The following is a 23,278-nucleotide window of genomic DNA, read 5'->3' as shown; positions in this document are numbered from 1 at the left end:
TGAAGTAACCCTGAAGGAGGCCAGATCTATTGTGATCCCCTTAACAAGGGATCCCCCAGATTTCGTTAGCATACCCCTTGATAGTTCGATCGCTTGAGAAGCCCCCCATGCCAGCAATGTTCAACAGCGTCCGCTGGTGCCACAACTGGGGTTGGGAAAAATCATGCAGTGCCTGATGCTGGGCCTGGCGATAACTGTCAAAATCCAGCAAATGGCAGTAGTGATCGCCCTCTGTCAGCATGCGGTAAATCGGCTGAAAAAGTGACTTGTCCAGGTTGAAGTGGCCTGATACCAAGGCATCGACAGCCTGTCTGATTGCCGGATCATTCTGGTAGGCCTGGTTATGGGAACCCGCCTGCCGATGAGTGTTGATTTCAGCCGCATCGGCACCAAACAGATAGAAATTATCGGCCCCCACCGCGTCACGAATTTCTATATTGGCGCCGTCCATCGTGCCGATGGTCAGGGCCCCGTTCATGGCAAACTTCATGTTACTGGTGCCCGAAGCTTCTGTGCCAGCCGTTGAGATCTGTTCTGAAAGATCGGTGGCAGGAATGATATGTTCGGCCAAGGAGACCTTATAATCTTCCAGAAACAGCACGTTGAGCTGCCCTTTGACACGCGGATCGTTATTCACCGTCCTTGCCACTTCATTAATCAACTGAATAATCAGCTTGGCCATGGCATAGCCTGGCGCGGCTTTGCCTGAGAACAGGTGGACCTTTGGCTGTATCAAGGCATTGCCAGACTCAACAATCCCCAGATACAGGTGAATAACGTGCAGAATATTCAGCAATTGCCTTTTATATTCATGGATACGCTTCACCTGGCTGTCAAACAGGGATAGCGGATCGACTTTTATCCCCTGATGAGCAGTGATAAGCCGACAAAGCGCCTCTTTGTTATGCCGCTTAATGCTCTGGATCTCCTCTAGGGCTGCGCTGTCCTTGGCTAATTTTTTCAATTGCTGCAATTTATCAAGATCGGTAACCCAATCAGGGGTTAACTGGCGGGACAAAAATTCGGCCAGTTTCGGGTTGGCTTGCTGGATCCACCGCCTTGGCGTGACTCCGTTAGTTTGGTTGGTGAATTTTTCCGGGGTGATAAAATAAAAGTGAGGAACCAACTGCTGTTTAATCAGTTCGGAGTGCAATTTAGCTACGCCATTCACTTTATGGCTGCCGACAATGGCCAAATTGGCCATACGGATTTTTTTCTCAGGCCCCTCTTCAAACAACGAGAGTGAAACCAGTAACTCCGGTTTGTCTGGCCATTTCTGAGCTATCTCTGCCAGGAACCGATGGTTGATTTCGTAGATAATCTGCAGGTGGCGCGGTAACAACTTCTCAAATAGTGCAACAGGCCAGGTTTCTAACGCTTCTGGCATCAACGTGTGGTTGGTAAACGCGCACGTTTTTTGTGTGATGCTCCAGGCAATCTCCCAATCCAGGCGATACTCATCCACTAGCATACGCATCATCTCAACGATGGTCAGTGCCGGATGGGTATCATTTAACTGGATGGCAACCGCATCGGGCAATGCGGTGATGTCTTCCGAGCGCTGAGCATATTCGTGCAAAATATCGCGTAAGGTACAGGCAACCAAAAAATACTCTTGCGTCAGACGTAATTCCTTCCCTGACTGAATCTCATCGGCCGGGTAAAGTATTTTAGAGATGTTCTCTGACGCTATTTTCTGGCTAACTGCACGCAGGTAGTCACCACGGTTAAATATATGAACATCAAATGAGTCTGAAGCGCTCGCGCTGTATAAGCGCAGTTTATTTACCGTATTGCCACCATAGCCGGTGACAAAGTAGTCGTGTGGGACGCCAACAATAACCTTCCAGTCCATCCACATAGGATTGTAGTTGCCATCAATATCTTCGCTCTCTTCGATGTGGCCACCGATGGGGATTAGCATCACTTGTGAGGGGTGATCAATCAACCAGGGAGAATGGGTGCTGTGCCAGTCATCCGGTTGTTCAACCTGCTTGCCATTCTGTATGGATTGTTTAAACAGACCATACTCATATTTGATGCCATGACCTGAAGCGGCAATATCCAACGTGGCCATCGAATCGATAAAACAGGCGGCCAGTCGGCCTAATCCTCCATTGCCCAGTGCGGCATCGGGTTCCTGGATGGTAATATTCTCAAAATTAAAGCCTAATTCATTCACTGCCTGTTCTACACAGGACAACAATCCCAGATTCATCAGGTTATTACGCAACGACTGGCCAAGTAAGAACTCCATCGACAAATAGTAAAGTCGCTTAGTTTTTGCCTCTTGCTGACAACGTTTGGTATTGAAAAAGCTATCCAGCTGGTAATCCCGCAGGGTCAAAGCCAACGCATTAAAGATATCCGCAGGGGTAGCATCCTTGAGCTCCAAACATAAGTCGTATCTCAGCTTATTGATTAAGCTACTTTTTATCTCTTCAACCCCAGGCATTTCAACACGTTTCTGTATAGTCTTCATGTTAATCCCTAAAAAAGTCAGCTATCTGAATGGTTAACTCAGATACGAGAAAATGAATAGCGGTCGGCATTTCTCTGCCAAGTGTAGACGGTTTTTCGGTTATTTGAGAGGAAATTGCCAAATATCAAGTTTAAATAATTCAAACGCCTATGCGATAGTGCTCTAGATCTGAGAACCCGCAGGGTGATACCCTGCCGTTCTTTATACCCAATTAACTTGAAGAGACTGTTTTTTTAACGCCTGAAAAGGGTTATTGAGTCGCGGAGTGTAATACAGGTGCTGAATACGTTTAAACCCACGCAACTGAGTGGGCTTTCATTTCCTACTTTTTAAATAAAATGCCCTAATTCCAGCGATACACTCCAGGTATCGGACTTTTACTTTTGGCATGACGCCCGCTGAGATCTGAGTTCGACTTAGAAGGATCAGCGCTGCCATAGCTCAGCTATCATGCCGATCCCCTCACAGCTTCGTGTACCGCGTTCACAATGGTTCAATCCTGAGTAAAAACTACGGGGCTGGCACTACGCCCTGGATTTCGCCGCTATAGCCGGTACGGGAAATCGCCGTCAGCAATAGCTGATTATCAAACCCCTCGGGCACAATCACTTCTGCCTGGTGCGTTTTCAGTGAGGCTTTGGCCTTAATCACCCCATCAGTAGAGCGCAACGCTTTATTGATGGAGATGACGCACAGTGAGCAGGTCATGGCTTTGATATCAATCGTGACTTTCTGGTTCTCCGCCCATAACCGCGGCGCAATCAACACCAGAGCCAGCAGCAGCAAAATGCGCTTTTTCATTCCATCATTTCCCAAATCCAAGGTAATACGTAGGGGTAGGTCATCAACGCCAACAGCAACGGTACCGACAGCCAGTAAAGCCAAATCAGTACCCGACGGCTGACGACGTTCACGCAGACCGGGCGTGGCGACAGATAAAGCCGCCAAAATCCTCGCAGCATCAACCCGATAGCCACAATAATCATGGGCCACTGTAACCAGGATAGCGCCGGGATCCCCGTCAGCCCGGCAGCCGAGATACCAAACACCAGATACAACAACGGCCCGAGACAACAGAGTGTCGATGCTGCGGCGGCAAGCAAAGCCGCCAGCAGCGTCACTACGCTGCCCTTAACGCTGTTCGACAGAGACATAGTCATAGCTGAATTCGGCCGGATCGTAGAAGTTTAACGGGTCGCCATCCACTTCAGCATAGGGGTAACCAAAGTTATTGAGGTCACCCTGCTCTGCCTCTGGCGAAAGCGCGAAATCACGGGAGTAGTTAAAACCAACCCAGTTCATTTCCCAGTTACCGAACAGGTAATCGTTGACGGCTTCAACGGCGGCATCGCCGTTTTCTTTTTTCTCGGTCAGACGCATTTTAGTGACGTCGGCCGGATCGGCTGGCAACCAGCCGAAACCTGCCAGCCAGAACATCGCCCGGCAATGCTGCCCACCGCTGACTTTTGCCACGCCTTGTTCATCAGCGCTGCCAAATGCCTTCTTCGAATAGTTCCCCAGCTTGCGGGATGCGCCGAGGCGAATACCAAACATCTCACGCGCGGGGATCCCGCTGGCACGGCACAACGCGACGAACACGGAGTTGATATCGGTACATTTTCCGCCCAGCTTACCGGCCTTAAGGATTTGCCCCACATCACCGGTCCCGCAGCCAATCACCGCATCGTCTCGATGCATATGGGTTCTTACCCATTCATGAATGAGCCGCGCCTGCTGTAAAGGCGATTTCTCGTCGCCGACGATCTTCAACGCCGTTTCTTTCACCACACCGTCTACCGGGATATGCGGGGTCGCATTCAGATAGGGTTGTATCTCTGCGGGGAACACCAGATCGGTTTGCGGGAGGTGCCATTCGGCCAGTTGGTTGCTCTTCAGCGGTTCCCAGTCCAAGGTTTCAATCAGCATTTCCACCTTGAGTTCCATCGGGCCTTTGGAGTCCGGCCAGGAAGCAAACAACGTTTTGGCTGCGTAGGTATTATTTGCCGTGAGGTAGGCCTGCTGATAGTTGCCAGAAAAAGAAATGTGCTTCAGTTGCTGAAAGGCGGTGTCCATGGGGACCGGGATCCACAGATTGGCCTTACCTTCCGAGCCTGCTGGCGCTTTCAGTTGATACGTTTGAGTCATCACAAAACGCCTTCTGCTATCCACGCAGGTTGACGCAGGGATATCCGTTTTCCGCGACTCAGACCAGACCGGGCTTATCAGCCCAAAAGAAGATAACGCAGCAGCACCCTTGAGAAAATTACGCCTTTCCATCACCGTTCCTTTTTATTGTCAGATAACGCCAAAGCCTTGCCCACCGCCTTTGGGAGGGGCGATAGTATGCACCCTCACAGCACAAAACGACATACCGCTTACACGAAAAAACATCAGGGAATATACGGTAAACGGCATGCAGGAAAGCGGAGACGTATCAAGAATAATAAAAATACGCTACGAAACGAATGATCGAGCAAGAGGCGGGATTACTCCCACCGTCCTTGCAACAAGAATATTATACGATGAACCGATTCACTAATTTGGTCATCGCTGCCGCTTGGTTATCCAGTACCTGACTGGCACTGGCCGCTTGGGAAACCAAAGCCGCATTTTGCTGTGTGACTTGTTCAAGTTGATTCAAAGCCAGATGAACCTGCCCCACCCCCAATGATTGTTCGTTGGCGGCTTGAGCGATATCGCTAACATATTGCTTCATCAGTCCTGAATTATCTGCTGCCGCCTTTAGTGCGACCCCAGAAGCCGAAACCCGGGCGACGCCTTCCGCAATTTTTTCCATATTTTGATTAACCAGCTCCCGGATCTGGCTCGCCTCTTTAGCACAACGTTGAGATAAGTTACGCACCTCACTCGCTACCACCGCAAATCCCCTTCCAGACTCGCCAGCTCGAGCAGCTTCTACCGCAGCATTGAGCGCCAATAAATTAGTCTGAAAAGAAATGTCGTCAATAGAGGCCACGATACGTGCAATCTGCTCGCTAGAATTACGGATCTCCGTCATGCTCTGGCTGGCTTCATTCGCCACGTGATTCGCCTGCATGACATCGCGCTCCATTGCCAGCGTGAGTTGTTCCGCTTCGCGGGCGTTATCTGCAGTCTGGGAGATCGCCGTGGACATTTGTTCCATACTTGCCGCAGTTTCAACGATAGATGCCGCCTGTTCATCAGTACGTTGCGCCAAATCCTGATTACCAGCGGCGATATCACTGCTTGCATGGTGAAGGATCTCTGAGCCGGATTTAATCTCTTTAACAATATGCTGAATATTTTCAATGGATTGATTATAGGCATGATTCAGTGCTGACAACTCATCACTACCCGGCACGCTGAGGCGTTGGGTCAAATCACCCTCCATTTCACCAATCGTTTTCAACGTTCCTTGCAGTTGCAGATGGATACTCCGCGCAACGACAATGGCTATCGCCAAGGCCACGGCCAGAGAAAGAAGGCTGATGCACAGAAAAGTCATCCATTCGCTACGTGCCGTACGTGACAACTCTGCCGCATGCTTTTGTAACGTGTCAGCGGTTTGATTCTCTAGTTGACGCAGCACTTCAATGCGCACAGTCTGAGCCTTAAACCAATCGGTAGGATTGACCTTGAATCCACCAGTTGCCACTTTATCGAGCGCTATCTCACGATACTTTAGGGCATCAGTTGCCGATGTAGAGCGTAATGCGCCATCAAGCGCCACCGCCTGCTCCGCGGTGCTGAAGCGACGAGTCGCAGAAAGCCAGGCCTCTTGTTTTCCCACCACATCACTCAACTGGCGGAATTGCCCATCACCAAAACGATCGCTAGAGAAAACACCCGAGAGTAATGCTCGCTCTATTCCCGACTGTTCTTTCAGGTTAAGCAGGCTGTAATACGCTGACAATTCCTGGCCAATTTTGCCCGATGTCGTCAAATGCCCAATACCGCCAACAAAATCCAGCACCTGGGAGATAGTCTTGGTATAGAAACCAATAGCTTGTGGCGCCGCACTCTTTAAATTGCTGACGTTATTACGCACCTCGCTCAGTAACTGGGTTTGGTCGTTAAATAACTGAATCGCCGATGTATCAATCCCTTCCAATGCACTGCTATCCGTTTTGGATAACAGTTGGCTAAATTTTGCCATAGCCGCATCTGTCAGTTTACGTTGATCTGCTAGTTCAGTGCGAAACTGCCCACCGCCAGAGCCCAGGTAACCTGCGCTCATACCACGCTCTTTTTGCAGCTCATGCACGACATCCCCTGCACCACGCGCAATTGCCGTTAACTGAACGATGGCATCCATCTGACGTTCGGTATGGATACGGGTTTTCATACCCGACCCGGCAAACCAGCATAAAGCCAGTAGCAGTGGAAACAGAGCAATGAAAAGCTTCATTCTCATCGATATACGGTAGATCCCTAACATCCGGTTTCGTCCTATTTAGGTGACAACATCAATAGAACAGCTATCGGCCTGCTTTAAGCACCCTTTAACCACAATGATAGAATTGTTATTATTACATTGATAAATATCATTATTTTTATTAATGCATGAGGACTGCCAATACGCCCCCCAGCGTTGTTCTACCACTTCATCCTCACTTCACACAGCCCCGATAAAATCGCCAGATTCTAACTTCGAGGGATTGAACGTGATTTTTACCAAACGCCTGTGGGCAATTCTGTTTCTCACCATCGGCCTGATGACCGTGTTGGTCAGCCAAGCTCGCGAGCTACCTGCCGTGCAGGATGGTGACATCATTTTCCACACTTCCCGCTCGGCACAGAGCCTGGCGATACAGCAGGCCACCGGCTCGCGTTACAGCCACATGGGTATCATTCTGTTGCGTGATGGCAAGCCTTACGTATTTGAAGCAGTATCGACGGTGAAATACACGCCGCTGGCCGCCTGGATCGATCGGGGAGAGAAAAAGCATTTTGTCGTCAAACGTCTGAAGAACGCTGAGCAAATGATGACGCCGTCCACGCAGCTAAAAATACGCCAGCAGGCCAAAAGCTTTGCCGGGAAGCCCTACGACATGCAGTTTTCCTGGTCAGATGAGAGGTTATATTGCTCAGAGTTGGTGTGGAAGATTTACGATCGCGCACTAGGGATACAAATCGGCAAGCTGCAAAAAGTGCGTGAATTTAACTTTGGTGCTCCTGCCGTGCAGCAGAAACTGAAGGAGCGCTACGGAACGCAAATCCCGTGGGATGAGTCGGTTATTTCGCCGAAGGCGATGTTTGAATCACCGCTGTTGGTCACGGTGATCGCGAATTAATCTACGGTGACGTCCCCCATCCACATGGATGGGGGACAACATGTGCTACATATTAGCTCAGCACCAGACGCTAGCCCCCGCGTCCTTTGGGTACACAAAAAACAGGCTAGCTTGCGTCCTGCACCCGCAACTCCACCTCATGGGCTTCATCCGCCTGCGGGATCTCCAATTTACCCAGCATCCGCGCCATTGCCTCAGCAGGTACGCTGTATTCCCGCTCGGCATTCTGCCGCTGCCACTGGGCATACGGTACTTCCAGGTAAACAATCTTCACCCTTGCGCCATAGGCGGTAAACAACTCAACCAACTGGCTACGCAACTGCCTGGTAATATTGGTAGCATTCCAGACAAAAGGTTCACCCCGCCGTAGCAGCGTTTTTGCCTGCGACTTGGCCTGCTGCACGACCCAGCCGGTCGCGTTCTTGTCGGTAGGAGACAACCTGTGTTGCCGGCGGATGTTGTCCAGGCTGATAACCTCAAGCCCAGCCGCATGCTGCGCGATATAGCGATCTTTACCCATTCCTGGCAGCGCACACAGTAACGTCACCTCGCTCTGAAATTGCTCATAAGGAACAAAATCCACGCTAGCCTGCAGATGCGTCAAATAGTGGTAACGCTGGCTATCGCTAGCAAAAGGACGCGCTTGACCCCAGCATTGCTGCTCCTGACAAAACAGTTCGAACAGCTCGATGTTATCCAGCAGGCAGTTTTGGTCGTCACACTCGCGGCCCAGCACATCCGCCCGTGCCAACATCGCCAGCAACCGTGTATCCAACCTTAAAGCCGCTAATAACAGCGCCCGCTCTGGCGACGGCCGCCCCATGAGCCACAACGGCAAACCATGAAAACGTACCAAGGCGGCTACCTGTTCACGCAGTTGAAAAGGCGTAACGATATCCCGATAGAGGATCGAGCGCGTGGTCAGCTCACCGCGTTTAGCGTGATTGGGTGAGGTCACTGAACCATCGTCTGCAACCCGCGTGGTACTGCGCTTTTCAACATCGTGCAGCAGCGCGGCGGCCCAAACCAGCTCCTGCTGTTGTTCTGGCAACGCCAAAAACTGCGCCGACTCGGTCAGTGCCGCCAGCACACACTGGGTATGGATTGCCACATCCCCTTCCGCATGATGGCGGGGATCTTGTGGCACTTGATGCATGTCGGCCACCCAACGGAATTTATCCGCCAGCCTGCCCCACTGCTTGTCTTCACTTAAGCACCACATGGTTTATCCTCCTGCTGATACTCGTACGCCATACGCGCTCGTTGCCAATTCACTCTCCAGTGGCGATCGGTTTTCACATGGTTTTTACGCACGTACTTAAATACGTTATGGGAAAACTGCGCCACCGGGAATTCAGCCGCATTGCGGGTGACAATCCCTTCCATGGTGCATGGCAAGCCGGTATGTACGTCGTGCGGCGCAAAACTCCCCACGCCCCCCACTAGCTCCAGTATTGCCGAGCGGTATTCTTGTTCCGTCTGGCGCGGCATATCCTGTACCACTTCTGGCACACAGGCAAAATCAAATAATGCCGCGTAGAACTGCACTTCTTGCCAACTCAGCCACATGTCTTTACAGCGTACGGCGAATAGATAAAAGTCCTGTTGCAGGCCACGGTATTCGATTGAATGCGTGGCATACAGGTTCTCCCCAAACAGCTCGATATCGCCCAGGTCATTTTTAATCAGTTGCCAACGCTGGCGGATCTGGCGCGTCCAGGCAGAAACCGTCGGTGCCGCATGGGAGCGTGCAAATACGCCATACCGATTCAGGCAGTTATTCTCACCATCGAGCTTTTCCGTATGGATCAGTGAGGGAATTAACCGTATGTCTTGCCAATAATGTTTATTGATCCGATCGTCACTGGTGGTGCCCGGTGAGAATGGATAATGGTACGTCCGACCATATTTATGTGTTTCCATTTCTTTTCTTCTTATAGGGTTACCAGCCTGCCCCATCAGGCCGATATTGATTAAGCAAGCGGCGTAAAGCTGTCGCCTTTAAACACCCGAACCGGTGAACCGCGCACTATTTGATGGTGAAACATCCGTCGTTCAGCACGCTGTTCGTCCAGTTGCTGTTGCTCAAGCTGTTCCAAACGGTGAGCGATCAGTAAATACGCCAAACGTTTATTGGCATGTTGGCTGCGCTCGGTCTGCACTTTGACGCTAATGCCACTAGCGATATGGGTGGCGCGAATAGCCGATTCCGTTTTATTCACGTGCTGCCCACCTGGCCCGGAGGACTTCAACGTCTCAAAACGGATCTCACTCTCTTTTGGCACCGTTGCCGGAGAAAAACGCGCTGCACCAATAAACCAGTTCTTTCTGGAACGCCCAGTGCGCCACGGGCTTTCGCAAATCCACTGCAACGTCCCGCACCAGTTGGCGGCCAATGGCTCCGCCGCTTCGCCGTTAAGCGTCAATAGCACCGAACGCAATGTGCCGGGCAGGCGCCCCTCTTCCCGCTCAACCTCATGCAGTTCCACCTGCATGGCCTGAGCCTCTCTGTGGAACTGACGCAGTGCCAAACTCACCGCCAGGCAACATTCATCCGGCCCCTGGGCGGCAGAGATCTGTAATAAGATCATCACTGCCCCCCGCTGGTTTTGTAGGTCAACACTGGCTGCATACGCGCCACTAACGTGACCAATCCGGCCTGCTGCAAGGCTCCCACTACGCTATCAATCGGCTTGTAGGCTTCTGGCGCTTCCTGATAAATCAGTTGGCGATCGCGGCAAATCACTCGGCTGCCGAAGCGGGTTCTGGCCAACTGCTCGGTGCTGAAACGCGCTGATAAGCGATCTTTACACTCCGAGCGCATCCATTTGCGCCCCGCACCGTGCGCCAGCGAATACAAACTGCTGGCGGCAGGCAGCGGTTGGACGATATAGCTGTAATCACCGCGCGAACCGGGGATCACCACCAGACCGTCATCCGACGGCGTAGCCCCTTTACGGTGTAACCAGCCACTCACGCCCTCGATGGTGGCCGCCGCCAGCAGGTTATGATGGATATCCAGCAGGCAATCGCCAGCAGTGCGTAACCGCTGCAATATCCGCTGGGCAATGAGTTGACGGTTTAAGCCTGCAAAATCCAGCGCCTGTTGATGCTGTTGCAGATAATCGTTGGCCGCAACGGTATTTTCCAGTAGGCCATGATGCCCATGAGCACGCACATGCTGTTCCAGTATGAGCTGGCCCAAGCCACGCGAACCGCTGTGAACCAACAGCATCAGGCGTTTTTTATCGAGACCGGCCTGCGGCTGATATATTTCATCGATGCGTAACAGTTCAGCAAAATGATTACCGCCACCAATGGTGCCTAATGCACGAGAGTAATCGCGAAGCGCTGGCGGAATATCCCCCAACGCTTCTTCCTCTAGCGGGCCATCAATATTGCCCAGGTTTTTTTCCAGCTTATCCAGCGACTGTTTCATCGCCAGCAAATCTGTTTGCCATAGCGACATACCGCAACCGATATCATTACCGATTAACGCCGGGTAGAAGCGATGTTGTGAAAAGAAAGCGGCACCGACCGGGTAACCACGGCCGGGATGCAAATCTGGCATCCCGACCACGCGCACCATATCCGGCAGCTTGGCGGTAATTTCTAATTGTTGGATTGCATTTCCTTCAATCCAGGTGTGTTCCGACGCGATCAATGAAACTCGCGGCGTAACGGAGCCAATAGTATTGCTCATAACCAATCCTGATTAATATTTTATCTAATTTTTTGGATTTGGCGGGCGGTAGCCCTAGCAATACCTGGAGAACAGGAAATTATGCCTGAGGATACGACCCGCAAAGGGTAAACAGTGCTTGATAATTCATGATGTACCTCCTTTGCAAAGTGAATGAATGGGAAAACGCGGCGATAGTACATATAAACTCCAGCGTTAGCAATGCTTGTTAGCGTCAGCAACCAAAATTTAATTTTGGGCACTGAAAAGTTTGACCCAAGTCAACGTTGCATTTAATTGGCTGCTGGCCGGATAGACTCTACTGACGATTGTCAGTATATAAATGCAAATGGTAATCATTTTCAGTTAAACTATGACAGGTCTGAGTGGCTGCGCTTCCTTGCAGCCCTGTCTCCATCAGTTCTGCCCTATTGAAGGACCTTGAGTTGAAACATGACACTGAGCTGGATTTAACCCCGCATTTTGCACTGGCAGGCAATCAGCCTTTTACAGATCGTCGTGCCATGATGCCGCTGCGCGGCGCGATCCCCGTGGAAAAATCGCTGCTGGCACCCACCTGGCAAAACGTCATCGGCCAGTCCGCGCCTAGCCGCAAACGGCTGGTGTATCTACACATTCCGTTTTGTGCCACCCACTGCACCTTCTGCGGCTTTTACCAAAACCGTTTCGAGGAGGACAGGTGCACCCGCTACACCGATGCGCTGCTACGCGAGATCGAGATGGAAGCGGACAGCACACTTCATCAGTCTGCGCCAATCCATGCTGTCTATTTTGGCGGTGGAACGCCTTCGGCACTTGCCGCACAGGATCTGGCTAGCATCATCACCACACTACGCGAACGCCTGCCGCTGGCCCCAGACTGCGAAATCACCATCGAGGGCCGGGTGCTAAACTTTGACGATGAACGGATTGACGCCTGTCTGGATGCCGGAGCCAATCGCTTTTCGATTGGTATTCAGTCGTTTAATAGCAAAATCCGCAAAAAAATGGCCCGAACCTCCGACGGTGCAAGCGCCATTGCGTTTATGGAAGGGCTAGTTCGTCGCGACCGTGCTGCCGTAGTGTGCGATTTGCTATTTGGCTTACCCGGTCAGGATGCGAAACTTTGGGGCGAAGACCTGGCGATTGCCCGCGATATCGGCCTGGACGGTGTCGATCTCTACGCCCTTAATCTGCTGCCCAATACGCCTCTGGGTAAGGCTGTGGAAACTGGCCGCACCTCCGTTCCCTCACCTGCCGAGCGGCGCGATCTCTATTTGCAAGGCTGCGATTTCATGGATCAGGCAGGCTGGCGCTGTATCAGCAATAGCCACTGGGCGCGCACCACGCGAGAGCGCAATTTGTACAACCTGCTAATTAAGCAAGGTGCAGACTGTCTGGCCTTTGGCTCCGGCGCGGGGGGCTCGGTCAACGGCTATTCCTGGATGATTGAGCGCAACCTCACTAGCTGGCACGACGCTATCGCCGCGGGTCGCAAACCACTGATGATGATGATGCGTACCTCAGGTAACCGAAGCCAGTGGCGTCAACCGTTACAGGCTGGCGTGGAAAACGCGCGCATTCCGCTTGATGAACTGACGCCTCATGCGGAAAAGCTGAAGCCGCTGCTCGCACAGTGGCATCGGGCGGGATTAACCCGCGACGCCTCAACCTGCCTGCGCCTGACCAACGAAGGGCGCTTCTGGGCAAGCAATATTCTGCAGTCTCTTGATGAGCTGCTCCAACAACTGGATCTGCCGCGTATTACGGTAGCTACCCTCTAACAGGAGTGAACGATGAAACCATGGTTGATTTTTGGCGCTGGTGGCAAGGGGGTTGGCGCGCTAACCCTGGAACTTGCGCTGGCGGAACAGCATCCGGTGGTTGCGGTGGTACGTAATCCTGATGCCGCTGCTCGCCTGCGGGAGAAAGGCGTACAGGTTTATCTCGGTGACGCTTGTGATGCCATTGCGGTCACTCGCGCTTGCGAAGCTGCTGGTACCAGCGCAACGATCATCTCTTCAATGGGAGGCGCACAGGATTATCTGGCCCACCGGACAGTGATAGATACGGCGGAAAAGTGTGGGATATCGCGCATGATCCTCGTCACCTCGTTGGGCTGTGGCGACGGTTGGCCGTTTCTGTCACCACGCGCCAAAGCGGGGTTTGGCCAGGCGGTACGTGAAAAATCACTGGCGGAAAGTTGGTTACAGACCAGCGCGCTGGATCACGCCATCTTGCGCCCCGGCGGGCTGCTGAACGGCAATGCTACCGGCAAGGCAAAACGCTTTCAGGGGCAAGAAGTTCATGGATTTGTGATGCGGGCGGACGTTGCTGCACACGTCTATCAGTTGGCGAATAGCGCAACGCTCAACCAGCAGGTTTACAGCCTGGTCGAACCGGGTCTTAAACCGGCGTAATTCCTAACGCAAGTTGATGTCCCAGGGCATTAGGTGGCTAATTTTCCCCTCACCCCAACCCTCCCAAAGGGCGGGGGAGCTGGTACGGAGCCGTTTTCAGGTGCAAGAGTCGGCCTCTAGCCAAACTGATATTGAGGACGACTGCAATAGCCTTGATGTGACACGTTCAGTCCCCTCTCTTTTTGGGTGAGGGCAATAATTATAAATTGCTAACGCGCTTATCCTTTGGATATTTCACCGTATAAGACAGGGTGAACTTCTCGGACTGATTCGCAGGTAAATCCAGTGCCCACTGCACATTACCGGTGTCTTTATCGTAGCTGGCACCGTCGTACTTCAGCCCGTCGATAGTAATTGCCGAATCACGACTCAGCGGCATCTGTTCCATCACCACCAGCTTAATCGGCTCTTTACGGGTATTTTTCACGCTGGTGACAAAGGAGTACTGTTGGCTTACCGAATTGCCAAAAAACTCCGCCTTCGAGGTCAGCTGTTTGCCGTTTTCGCGGTTAACGATAACCTTTTTGTCCCGGCCTAATGAAAGATCCAGCGTCTCTTTGGCCTCGGCGATGTTGATATCCCCCTGGCCGACAAATGACCCCTCGAAGAAGATACTGGACTTGCCCGGTAACAAATTAAGCTGCTCCCAGTCTTTTAACTGTACCTGCAAGAAAGCATCCGGTTCGATTTTCGGCACCACCACGTAGCGATAGTCGCCCTGAACGTCCACATCCTTGATGGTGACCGAATGCCCTTTGCCATCGGAAGCAATGTTATAAGGCAGGGAAATGCTAAAGCGGATATTCACACCGCCAGCGTCGGTGACCACATAGTCAGAGAGGGAGCGTTTAGCTCTGGAGGCCATTGCGCCATCAAGCTCTTGAGCATTCGCGCCAGCGGCCATCTCCGCAACGGGAGCCGGTGCCGGTCTGGGTATCGACATTGCCATCTTGGAACTTGAGTAGTCCTGATAAAAATCGAGATACCAAGGTTGCAACTTCGGCGCCTGCGCCCCTTCGCTTGGGTTGCCGCTAGAAAGCGTCAGGTTGACCTTATCCCAATTGATGCCGCTGTTCTGAAACACATTGGCCTTGTAGCTCAGCTTGACCGGCTGGGTAATGCTGTTGACCCGCACATCGTAAGTCGGCACCCAGCCTGCATCCGGGATCACATAAGACAGCTTAACGTTGCTGGTCACCGCTTTCGCAGTGTAAAACTTCACCACCACCTGATTCACCGTTTGGCCTGTCTTCTGCTGAGCTTCGTCCAACTGGCTCTTCAGCTTTTCGATATTCTTGTCAATCGCGGCGATCTTCTCTTTAAGCTCGATATCCGCCAGCAGCACTTCACTCATGCGACGGCTGACCAGTTCAAGCATTTGATTAACCTGCTCAACGGAAGCGCCCTCTTTCTCCGAACCCAGCGCCCGGTTACTTTCCAGCACCGCCAACTGCGCCTGGATCACTTCCCGCTGCACGTTCAATTTGCTTTGCTCGCGTACCTCATCATCAATCTGCTTGGTTAATTGCTCCACTTCAGGTGACACATGCTCGGTAAGAAAATCGCGTTTTATGCTGAAAGATTGCACGACCACGCCGTTATCGGCATCAAGCATCAGGCTCTGTTCATTCAGCCCGCTGGCAATATTGGTAAAGACGACTTCGCTTTCCCCCGCTGGTAGCGTCACTTTGCTGCTGTTGAATAGCTCGGCACCACGAATAAAGACCGTCACATCGTTGAGCCTGACGTCTTGCGCCTGCGCCACACCGGAATAGGCTAACAGTACCGATGCCGCCAACAGCGTGGTTTTAAATCCTGGGAAAAGGGCCATCGTCATTTATCCTTAACAAAGAGGTTCCGTGCAGAATATCGACGAATTATAGCATGCAGCATGGTGGTAATATTTCCGAAAGATCATCACGTTCAAAGGCAAAGCCGCGATATTCGTTTCATTTAGAAACGTCGAGGGGAATTGATATTGAGAGAAAACCCATTCCACGCGGTTATCACGCAGAATGGGTTGTAGTGAGGTAATGGATAATTTACCGCAGGTTCGGCGCAGAACCACGGGCCGCGCGCTGTTGCTTTTCCAACTGCATGGCTTGCAGGTCTGCTGGCCGGATAAGGGTTAACGCCGCCGTTGGGCACACCTCAACACAGGCTGGCCCCGCTTCGCGCCCCTGACACAGATCGCATTTATTCGCCTGGGCCCGTTGGTACGCGACACCATTGCTGCCATAACCCTGATTGACCACCACCTCCATCGCGCCATAAGGGCAAGCCACCATGCAGGTCTTGCAGCCAATGCAGCGCGACTGGAGCACCTGCACGCTGCCATCCTGGTTATAGATGGCCTCGTTTGGGCAGGCGTTCAGGCAAGGGGCATTTTCACACTGGCGGCACAGCATCGGTACGCTGACGCTAAGCGTTTTCATCACCCGTAAGCGAGGATTGAAGTTTTCCGCCGTCATCGGCAACGGATTATCCCCCAGATGCGCCATCACGCAGGCAATCTCGCAGGTGCGGCAGCCAATGCACTGTTTCATATCGGCAATGACAAACTGATTCATACCGTCTCTCCTTGAGCTGCGCTATAGCACATTAAGGTAATAGCCGATGCTTTCCGCCGCCTTGCGCCCTTCGGCAATGGCGGTCACGATCAGATCGGCGCCGCGCACGATGTCACCACCGGCGAAAATCTTGCGGTTACTGGTTTGGTACGGATAACCCGCCACCGTTGGCGCCACCACGCGCCCTTGCCTATCCAGCATGACGTTATGTTCAGCCAACCAGCCCATACGATGCGGGCTAAAACCAAAGGCCATGATCACCGCATCCGCCGGTACGATATGCTCGGAACCCTCAACAGGTACCGCCTGCCGCCGGCCCTGGCTGTCTGGAGCCCCCATTTCGGTTCGCCGCATTTGAATGCCGCTGACCTTACCCTCCTCATCGATCACTATGCTTAGCGGTTGCAGGTTGAACATGAATTCTGCGCCCTCTTCCCGCGCATTTTTCACTTCCTTTTTCGAACCCGGCATACTCTTTTCATCACGCCGATAGGCACAAATCACCTGCTCAGCACCGTGACGTAATGAGGTTCGGACGCAGTCCATAGCGGTATCACCGCCCCCCAGTACGATCACCCGCTTGCCCGCCATATTGACGTAAGGGCTTTTCGGATTTTCGGCATAACCCATCAGCTGTTGGGTGTTGGCAATCAAGAATGGCAAGGCGTCATACACTCCCGGCGCACCTTCATTTTCCAGGCCGGAACGCATCGATTTATAGGTCCCCACGCCAAGGAACAGCGCGTCGTAATCATTGAGCAGGGTTTCCATCGAGATATCTTTGCCAATCTCGGTATTCAAGCGGAATTCCACCCCCATATCGCTGAAGATCTCACGCCTTCTGGCCATCACGTCCTTTTTCAGCTTGAACGCCGGAATGCCGAAGGTCAGCAACCCGCCAATTTCGGGATAGCGATCAAATACGACCGGTTTGATGCCATGGCGCACCAGGATATCGGCACAGCCCAGCCCAGCCGGACCCGCGCCAATAATGGCAACGCGCTTGCCGCTGTCTTTCACCGCCGACATATCGGGCCGCCAGCCCATCTCAAAGGCCGTTTCAGTGATGTAACGCTCAATGTTGCCGATGGTGACCGCTCCCCCGTGCTCATTGAGCGTACAGGATTGCTCGCACAGTCGGTCCTGTGGGCATACCCTGCCGCACACTTCCGGCAGGCTGCTGGTTTGGTGTGATAGCTCCGCCGCTTCCCAGATGCGCCCCTGGCTGGCCAGCTTGATCCACTGCGGGATCTGGTTATGCAGCGGGCAGGTCCAGGAGCAGATACTCTGCTTGCCGCAGCTCAGGCAGCGTTCGGCCTGCTGCTGGATCTGCTGCTCATTAAAGGGTTGGTAGATTTCGGCAAAGCTGGTTTTGCGCAGCTCTAGCGGGATTTTACTGGCTTCCAGACGAGGTGCCCGAGGCTGTTGCAGCAGATTACGGATCGGTGTTGATTTCTTCGGGGCTTTCGCTTCTGGGCTTTGATTAGCGGCACTGCCAAACAGTTGGCTATGGTGATCGCGCGCCGCAGCACGTAGCCGCTTTTCTCGCTGCTGGCCCAGCAACGTTTGGTTGTCCACCAGGCTTAGTGCATGAGTTGGGCAGGCGCGTATGCAAGCAGGCTCATGGTTCAGCTCGCTGCACAGGTCGCATTTCTGTGCCTCAACCTTCTGGTAGCTGTCTGCCAGGCGATGATTGGCGGGCTGCACCGTTTCGGTCACCACCGTCATCATGCCAAACGGACAAGCGACCGCGCAGGCTTTGCAGCCGATGCATTTCTCTTGGCTGACCTGAATGCTGCTATCACTCTGTTCAATGGCCCCGGTAGGACAAACATTGGCACAGGGCGCATCTTCACAATGGTGGCAGAACACGGCCGTATTACCGTGGGTGCCCTGAATGACCTTGACTCTTGGGGTAAAATATTCGCGCTTGCTTGGGTATGCCCCTTGATGATGCGCAGTCACGCAGGCGACCTCGCAACTCCGGCAGCCAATGCAGGCTTCTGATTCCGCAACGATAAATTGATTCATAGGTATCCTTTCCGAACAGGCTGACTGAAAAAACACGCTTTCGTTGACGTTATCTCCTTATCTTGGCTGGCGTAGGCAGGTGTCAGTAAGGTTATAACCATGTAAATATAGTGGTTATATTTGATCGGTTTCCATGACATTTCGCATAAAAATGGCGTAATGCGCCAATCCGCGATAAAGCCAGGCAGGACAACTCTGCGTTTTAATCACCCACTGTCGTATTGGATCACATTGACACAGCACCTTTGGTTGTTATTTCGCCATAAATACATTAATATTATTTATATATCTATGGATTTTTTGTTGTAATTGAATGGAATATATTCATGTAATAAATGAGGAAAGCGCGTGCTAGGGATGAGCAAGAAAGCCAGTGGACTGCGGTTTACGTTAAGTGTTGGCAAGCTGCCAGCAGACGCTTTTGTGGTGGTGGGATTTACGCTGCATGAGCAATTCTCCAGCCCGTTCACGCTAGAGCTTGAGGCGGCTAGCGCCAAGCCCAGCGTGGAGTTTCGCTCGCTCCTGGATAGTAATGCGACCCTGACGATTTGGCGTGAAACCGAGGTACAGCGAGTCGTCAATGGCATTGTCACCTCCATCGAACAAGGGGATGCCGGACTTCATCAAACGCGTTATCGATTTAGCATTCGTCCCTCGCTCTGGCGAGCCGGTTTGGGACACCGTTCACGTATTTTCCAGCAACAAAATTTTCTGGAAATCCTGGAAACCCTGTTAAAAGAAAGCAAGATCAGCGACTACGCCCACGCGTTGCGCTATCCCCATGCCGTACGTGAGTTTTGCGTCCAATATAATGAAAGCGATCTCGATTTTATTCATCGCCTGGCGGCAGAAGAAGGGATTTACTATTTCTTTGAGCACCAAAATGGCAAACATACGTTGGTGTTTTCCGATGATTGCGCCGCACTGCATGACGGGCCGATGCTCCCCTATTATCCCGACCAGTCATCTACCTCGTTGGATGAACCCTGCGTCACCACCTTTAAGCGCCGGGAAAGTTTACGCCTCTCCGAAGTGCTGTTGAAAGATTACACCTTTAAAGATCCCTTGTGGTTGGCAGAGTTCGGCGATGATGCCCGCGATACTGAGCATCAACCCGGTAGGTACTTTCATTACGATTTCCCAGGGCGCTTTAAAAGCACTGAGGTGGGTAAATCTTTTGCCCGCTGGCGCATCCAGGCGCTGCGTAACGATGCCCATCAGGGTGAAGGGGCAAGCAACTGCCCGACGCTGCAACCCGGCGTTCGCTTTACCTTGGAAAACCATCCTCTGGAGGCACTCAATACGCGTTGGCAAATCACCCAAGCCAACCATTCAGGGCAGCAACCCCAAGCGCTTGAAAGTAACACGGGTGGGACTGGAACTCTCGTGACCAGCCAGTTTGCGTTTATTCCCCACGATCAGACCTGGCGTCCTGCTTTACTGCCCAAGCCGCGGATTGATGGCGCACAAATCGCCATTGTCACGGGGCCAGCCACTGAAGAAATCTTTTGTGATGAGTTCGGCCGGGTGAAAGTCCGTTTTCTCTGGGATCGCTCGGGCAGAACCGACGACAGCAGTTCCTGTTGGATCCGGGTATCACACCCCTGGGCGGGACCACGTTGGGGCATGTCGGCCGTGCCGCGCGTTGGCCATGAGGTGATCGTCGAATTTTTGAATGGCGATCCCGATCAGCCCGTAATTATCGGCCGCACCTATCATGCCAGTAACCTGCCCCCGGGCAAGCTGCCGGGCACCAAAACCCAGATGTCGATCCGGTCGCAAACCCATAAGGGCGAAGGTTTTAATGAACTGCGTTTTGAAGATGAAAAAGGCCAGGAGGAGCTCTATCTGGATGCGCAAAAGAACATGACAGCCGAGGTGCTGCATGATAGTTCCACCCGTATCGATCACAACGAGCACCGGCGGATAGGCAACGATCGCAGACAACAAATTGTCCACAATGATTTTCTGCAGGTTAATGGCGAAAAGCGTGACCGGATAGAAAGCGATTATTCCCTGACCGTGAATAGCAATTTCCACATTAACGCCAGCAACGCCTTATTGACGGAGGTTGGGCAGGAAATTCACCTGAAGTCCGGCACTAAAATAGTGATAGAAACTGGCACGGAAATCACCTTAAAGGCCGGCTCCAGCTTTATAAAAATCGATCCCAGTGGCGTCACGATCGGCCCCACGCTCGATGTAGGTACCGGCAGCCCGGGCTCCGGCAGAGGATGGGGTGGCAGAATGCCCGATGTTATTCCCATCCCAACCAGCATCCCTGCCTTTGCGCTAAATCCTGCACAGGTTAGTGCGTTTAAACAACCGCGAGCATTTTGCGAAGAGTGTGAGCGATGTAAACAACAGGGTTGCGCGATTTAATCGGGACAGCTTGCCGGAGGAAACGAAGATATGGAGAGTCAACTACAGCAATGGCTGGCCAATTGCGCATCAGGACAACGGTTGTATGCGGTGTTGTCCAGCGTCAGCGATGCGCAGCCATTGAAACACTACTATCAACTGGATGGCTCCCGTGTTGCAGAAGGGATTTATCACTATACGGCCTACAAAGATTGGCACGAAGTGATGCCCTATTTGGTGGAGCTGTCGGTTAATAGCCCGTTTTTAGCGTGGGTGAGTCAAGCAGCCTCATCTGACTGGGGATGGCTGGCAGTCAGTGAACAGCCGCGTCAGCGCATTCTCGACCATTTACGGGGCCTGACGCAGATTCATTTGCCGGATGGGAAGACGGTATTTTTCCGCTATTGGGACGCCCAATTTCTACCGTTAATCCTGGCGGCCTCCACCGAGTCCCAGCAAAATCAGCTGATGGGGGTGTTCAGCTCGCTTTGGGTCCGGCAACAGATGATTGAATTACCTGCCCAGGCAGCTCCAATTCTGACAGGGATAGTAACGCTGGAAGAAGCGCAACTCGCCAAGTTAAAGCAGCAAAACCAGACCGAACAGGTTAACCAGCTACAGCGCTACTTTACCGATAAATATCCGAAGCGCGCCCGTCTGCTGGGCGATGAACAGGTCCAGCGGTTCATTACGCTTATCGCGGAAAAATGCCAAACGCACCGGCTGGAGCGTTTTAACGATCGTTGCCAATTCCTTGATTTAGCCTGCAGTTTAGGCTGTCATTTTGATACCGATCTCCAGCTTGAGCATATCGTCGCGCCCTATTTGACAACCGCAGCAGAGGAGCCAGGGCAGTTAGCCGTGTTAAATCAGCAGTTGGGGTTGGTTTTTATACGAAGCATGGGCGAGCGGTTAGAGAACTACCTGGCAGCGCTGGAAAGGCTAAAAACCCTGCAACTTAACCAGTTACCCTATATGTATGAAGAGCAGCACGTGGTGGATTATGTACGCTCACTTTACCCTGAGCGTGCGCAGTACGTTCCCATACATCAGATGTTTGGCCTATTAGCTCAGGATCAAAATTGGTTTCAGGAGCATGGGATCACCACGTTGCACGGACAGGCGGTTATCCTGGCATTACAGTTCTTCCTGGGCCATAAAGTCTTTGATGACCCACTCTACCCTTGGGTTAAGGCTCATTTTGCTGATAACCACATTAATCAGGAAGACGAACGGCTCGCTGAGTTGGTGGCCTACACTCAGCGACGCATCAGAAAGGAACTGTTGATGTTACGTAAGCATTTGGAGGCAAGATAATGTGCGCATCAGATGGAATTATTTTTCCGGGTTTTGATTATAAATACAAGAATAACGACCCGAGTGACTACATTATCTTACCTAGCGTAAAGGAGCAGCAAGGTAAGATCACCACCAATTGTTTAAAGACGTTGGTGGTGTTTGTTGGCGGCGCGATGGACGCAAGTTTTCAACCTTTGTTAAAGTTTGTTTTTGCTCCTTATGAGAAGAAAAATGGTAGAGATACCAAGGATAACACTCGCAAACAGGATGTGGCCTACTCCGAACATGGTGGTGGGAAAGTCGCACCGCTAATGAAAGAGTGGCATGCTGCCGGGCAGAAGATCGTGCTGGTCGGTCATAGCTGGGGTGGGGACCGGGCGATTTTATTGGCGAAGGAAAACCCCGATATTCCGATTGAACTATTGGTAACGCTTGATCCGGTATCCAGGAAAGGCAAAAGCCCCAAACCCGCCAATGTCAAACGCTGGGATAATATCTACATTGATTATTCGATTGCAGATGGAAGTTCCGCCAATCTAATCGCTCGAACGGGTGGCCCTTGGGAGAGTTGTCCAGGTGCGGATTATAATCAGGCACTAAATATGTTACCTCGTATGTCCTATACCGGACATGCTAACGCCGAAGAAATGTTTAAGCTGGAGTCAAATAAAGTTGAAAAAATATAACTACATGCTTTTTTTATTACTTTTCACCTCTGGGTGCAAAAGTAACTACATCTCTTATTTATATATTGACAATCTAACCGAAATGTCAAAAGCTTATTGTGAGAGTAACAAATTATCTGGGTGCGATAAATACCGTCTATGCATGAGTGAGCAATATGACACTGTTAAATCCAGAGCACCTTTAAACCTCGCCATGGGCAAGTCTATTATTGTTAGAGAAGTCTTAAATATCGGTTCAGAAGATGTTTTTACACACTTAATTCCAGAAAGCTATAGCCTTTTAGACCCCAAAACGCCCGATCTTAATGATTTAGGCCTAAGTGTTGGCGTAAGCTATTTTATTTACGCCCATAACGCCTGCGCCAGCATCACCGGGGATAAAACTTATAACATCGATAGCTACATGCCACTACTGAGGGAGAGGCTTGGTGTTAAGTAACAGCCTCAACGGTTCCAGGAACAACGTGCGCG

At 51.9% G+C, this 23,278-nt stretch carries 19 protein-coding genes; 7 read left to right on the top strand and 12 right to left on the bottom strand.

Going from position 1 to position 23,278, the window contains the following annotated elements; genetic code table 11:
- Positions 1–40 precede the first annotated feature (40 nt).
- The 5 genes from ACKWMY_RS18035 to ACKWMY_RS18015 all read right to left on the bottom strand — a co-directional run bounded on the left by ACKWMY_RS18035 (position 41) and on the right by ACKWMY_RS18015 (position 6,902).
- Entirely contained in the window at positions 41–2,482 is a 2,442-nt protein-coding gene (locus ACKWMY_RS18035; RefSeq protein WP_409486755.1) for a glycogen/starch/alpha-glucan phosphorylase, read from the bottom strand.
- Between the two features lie 510 nt (positions 2,483–2,992).
- Complete coding sequence (locus ACKWMY_RS18030) at positions 2,993–3,283, bottom strand: heavy-metal-associated domain-containing protein (RefSeq protein WP_024528838.1); 291 nt, start codon at positions 3,281–3,283, stop codon at positions 2,993–2,995.
- Complete coding sequence (locus ACKWMY_RS18025) at positions 3,280–3,642, bottom strand: mercuric transporter MerT family protein (protein WP_211135987.1); 363 nt, start codon at positions 3,640–3,642, stop codon at positions 3,280–3,282. Before ACKWMY_RS18025 ends, ACKWMY_RS18030 begins: the two co-directional genes overlap by 4 nt.
- Positions 3,614–4,759, bottom strand: coding sequence for a transglutaminase-like domain-containing protein (locus tag ACKWMY_RS18020; protein ID WP_409486754.1), 1,146 nt, complete (start codon positions 4,757–4,759; stop codon positions 3,614–3,616). The genes ACKWMY_RS18025 and ACKWMY_RS18020 overlap by 29 nt, the downstream gene beginning before the upstream one ends.
- Before the next feature lie 238 nt (positions 4,760–4,997).
- Positions 4,998–6,902 carry a methyl-accepting chemotaxis protein gene (locus ACKWMY_RS18015; protein WP_409486753.1) on the bottom strand — a complete coding sequence of 635 codons (1,905 nt, stop codon included), beginning with the start codon at positions 6,900–6,902 and terminating at the stop codon, positions 4,998–5,000.
- A gap of 277 nt (positions 6,903–7,179) precedes the next feature.
- Here ACKWMY_RS18015 and ACKWMY_RS18010 point away from each other — a divergent pair, with 277 nt between their 5' ends.
- Complete coding sequence (locus ACKWMY_RS18010) at positions 7,180–7,758, top strand: YiiX family permuted papain-like enzyme (RefSeq protein WP_409486765.1); 579 nt, start codon at positions 7,180–7,182, stop codon at positions 7,756–7,758.
- Between the two features lie 106 nt (positions 7,759–7,864).
- Here the strand turns inward: ACKWMY_RS18010 and ACKWMY_RS18005 are convergent, their stop codons facing one another.
- From ACKWMY_RS18005 to ACKWMY_RS17990, 4 genes are read right to left on the bottom strand one after another with little or no spacing between them, the layout of a single operon-like run.
- Positions 7,865–8,980: an AAA family ATPase gene (locus ACKWMY_RS18005; RefSeq protein WP_409486752.1), complete on the bottom strand. Its 1,116-nt coding sequence runs from the start codon at positions 8,978–8,980 to the stop codon at positions 7,865–7,867.
- Positions 8,968–9,681 (bottom strand): RNA ligase family protein, encoded by a 714-nt coding sequence (locus ACKWMY_RS18000; protein ID WP_199062949.1) that lies wholly within the window; start codon positions 9,679–9,681, stop codon positions 8,968–8,970. The genes ACKWMY_RS18005 and ACKWMY_RS18000 overlap by 13 nt, the downstream gene beginning before the upstream one ends.
- Positions 9,682–9,731: 50 nt before the next feature.
- Entirely contained in the window at positions 9,732–10,349 is a 618-nt protein-coding gene (gene prfH / locus ACKWMY_RS17995) for a peptide chain release factor H (RefSeq protein ID WP_409486751.1), read from the bottom strand.
- Positions 10,349–11,461 (bottom strand): RNA ligase RtcB family protein, encoded by a 1,113-nt coding sequence (locus ACKWMY_RS17990; protein WP_199062951.1) that lies wholly within the window; start codon positions 11,459–11,461, stop codon positions 10,349–10,351. The genes prfH and ACKWMY_RS17990 overlap by 1 nt, the downstream gene beginning before the upstream one ends.
- Positions 11,462–11,886: 425 nt before the next feature.
- Here ACKWMY_RS17990 and hutW point away from each other — a divergent pair, with 425 nt between their 5' ends.
- Positions 11,887–13,224 (top strand): heme anaerobic degradation radical SAM methyltransferase ChuW/HutW, encoded by a 1,338-nt coding sequence (gene hutW / locus ACKWMY_RS17985; RefSeq protein WP_409486750.1) that lies wholly within the window; start codon positions 11,887–11,889, stop codon positions 13,222–13,224.
- Between the two features lie 12 nt (positions 13,225–13,236).
- The gene (gene chuY / locus ACKWMY_RS17980) at positions 13,237–13,860 is read left to right on the top strand and encodes an anaerobilin reductase (RefSeq protein WP_024528828.1); all 624 of its coding nucleotides are present in this window, start codon (positions 13,237–13,239) and stop codon (positions 13,858–13,860) included.
- A gap of 199 nt (positions 13,861–14,059) precedes the next feature.
- Here the strand turns inward: chuY and ACKWMY_RS17975 are convergent, their stop codons facing one another.
- From ACKWMY_RS17975 to aegA, 3 genes are all read right to left on the bottom strand, one after another.
- Positions 14,060–15,691: a mucoidy inhibitor MuiA family protein gene (locus ACKWMY_RS17975; RefSeq protein WP_409486749.1), complete on the bottom strand. Its 1,632-nt coding sequence runs from the start codon at positions 15,689–15,691 to the stop codon at positions 14,060–14,062.
- 211 nt (positions 15,692–15,902) lie between these two features.
- Positions 15,903–16,430 (bottom strand): 4Fe-4S dicluster domain-containing protein, encoded by a 528-nt coding sequence (locus ACKWMY_RS17970; protein ID WP_173409161.1) that lies wholly within the window; start codon positions 16,428–16,430, stop codon positions 15,903–15,905.
- A 21-nt stretch (positions 16,431–16,451) separates the two neighbouring features.
- Positions 16,452–18,461, bottom strand: coding sequence for a formate-dependent uric acid utilization protein AegA (aegA, locus tag ACKWMY_RS17965; RefSeq protein WP_024528825.1), 2,010 nt, complete (start codon positions 18,459–18,461; stop codon positions 16,452–16,454).
- 357 nt (positions 18,462–18,818) lie between these two features.
- Here aegA and ACKWMY_RS17960 point away from each other — a divergent pair, with 357 nt between their 5' ends.
- From ACKWMY_RS17960 to ACKWMY_RS17945, 4 genes are read left to right on the top strand one after another with little or no spacing between them, the layout of a single operon-like run.
- The gene (locus tag ACKWMY_RS17960) at positions 18,819–20,843 is read left to right on the top strand and encodes a type VI secretion system Vgr family protein (RefSeq protein WP_409486748.1); all 2,025 of its coding nucleotides are present in this window, start codon (positions 18,819–18,821) and stop codon (positions 20,841–20,843) included.
- A gap of 30 nt (positions 20,844–20,873) precedes the next feature.
- Entirely contained in the window at positions 20,874–22,139 is a 1,266-nt protein-coding gene (locus tag ACKWMY_RS17955) for a DUF4123 domain-containing protein (protein WP_308870500.1), read from the top strand.
- On the top strand, positions 22,139–22,807 hold the full coding sequence (locus ACKWMY_RS17950; protein ID WP_308870501.1) for an alpha/beta hydrolase: 669 nt from the start codon (positions 22,139–22,141) through the stop codon (positions 22,805–22,807). Before ACKWMY_RS17955 ends, ACKWMY_RS17950 begins: the two co-directional genes overlap by 1 nt.
- Positions 22,794–23,246, top strand: a complete 453-nt coding sequence (locus tag ACKWMY_RS17945) for a hypothetical protein (protein WP_152529926.1) — start codon at positions 22,794–22,796, stop codon at positions 23,244–23,246. The genes ACKWMY_RS17950 and ACKWMY_RS17945 overlap by 14 nt, the downstream gene beginning before the upstream one ends.
- Positions 23,247–23,278: the final 32 nt, after the last annotated feature.

This window comes from Serratia sp. J2 (genome assembly GCF_046269175.1).
In the GTDB taxonomy this organism is placed as follows: Bacteria; Pseudomonadota; Gammaproteobacteria; order Enterobacterales; family Enterobacteriaceae; genus Chania; species Chania fonticola_C.
This window is presented reverse-complemented; position numbering and strand designations above follow the sequence as displayed.

Bases quoted from the DNA above. Each gene is read 5' to 3' on its own strand.
- ACKWMY_RS17975 (WP_409486749.1), bottom strand. From the start codon at position 15,691: ATGGCCCTTTTCCCAGGATTTAAAACCACGCTGTTGGCGGCATCGGTA.
- ACKWMY_RS17960 (WP_409486748.1), top strand. From the start codon at position 18,819: ATGAGCAAGAAAGCCAGTGGACTGCGGTTTACGTTAAGTGTTGGCAAG.
- ACKWMY_RS17950 (WP_308870501.1), top strand. From the start codon at position 22,139: ATGTGCGCATCAGATGGAATTATTTTTCCGGGTTTTGATTATAAATAC.
- ACKWMY_RS18030 (WP_024528838.1), bottom strand. From the start codon at position 3,283: ATGAAAAAGCGCATTTTGCTGCTGCTGGCTCTGGTGTTGATTGCGCCG.
- ACKWMY_RS18005 (WP_409486752.1), bottom strand. From the start codon at position 8,980: ATGTGGTGCTTAAGTGAAGACAAGCAGTGGGGCAGGCTGGCGGATAAA.
- ACKWMY_RS18010 (WP_409486765.1), top strand. From the start codon at position 7,180: ATGACCGTGTTGGTCAGCCAAGCTCGCGAGCTACCTGCCGTGCAGGAT.
- ACKWMY_RS18000 (WP_199062949.1), bottom strand. From the start codon at position 9,681: ATGGAAACACATAAATATGGTCGGACGTACCATTATCCATTCTCACCG.
- ACKWMY_RS18020 (WP_409486754.1), bottom strand. From the start codon at position 4,759: ATGGAAAGGCGTAATTTTCTCAAGGGTGCTGCTGCGTTATCTTCTTTT.
- ACKWMY_RS17970 (WP_173409161.1), bottom strand. From the start codon at position 16,430: ATGAATCAGTTTGTCATTGCCGATATGAAACAGTGCATTGGCTGCCGC.
- aegA (WP_024528825.1), bottom strand. From the start codon at position 18,461: ATGAATCAATTTATCGTTGCGGAATCAGAAGCCTGCATTGGCTGCCGG.
- chuY (WP_024528828.1), top strand. From the start codon at position 13,237: ATGAAACCATGGTTGATTTTTGGCGCTGGTGGCAAGGGGGTTGGCGCG.
- prfH (WP_409486751.1), bottom strand. From the start codon at position 10,349: ATGATCTTATTACAGATCTCTGCCGCCCAGGGGCCGGATGAATGTTGC.
- ACKWMY_RS17990 (WP_199062951.1), bottom strand. From the start codon at position 11,461: ATGAGCAATACTATTGGCTCCGTTACGCCGCGAGTTTCATTGATCGCG.
- ACKWMY_RS18025 (WP_211135987.1), bottom strand. From the start codon at position 3,642: ATGACTATGTCTCTGTCGAACAGCGTTAAGGGCAGCGTAGTGACGCTG.
- ACKWMY_RS17955 (WP_308870500.1), top strand. From the start codon at position 20,874: ATGGAGAGTCAACTACAGCAATGGCTGGCCAATTGCGCATCAGGACAA.
- ACKWMY_RS18015 (WP_409486753.1), bottom strand. From the start codon at position 6,902: ATGTTAGGGATCTACCGTATATCGATGAGAATGAAGCTTTTCATTGCT.
- ACKWMY_RS18035 (WP_409486755.1), bottom strand. From the start codon at position 2,482: ATGAAGACTATACAGAAACGTGTTGAAATGCCTGGGGTTGAAGAGATA.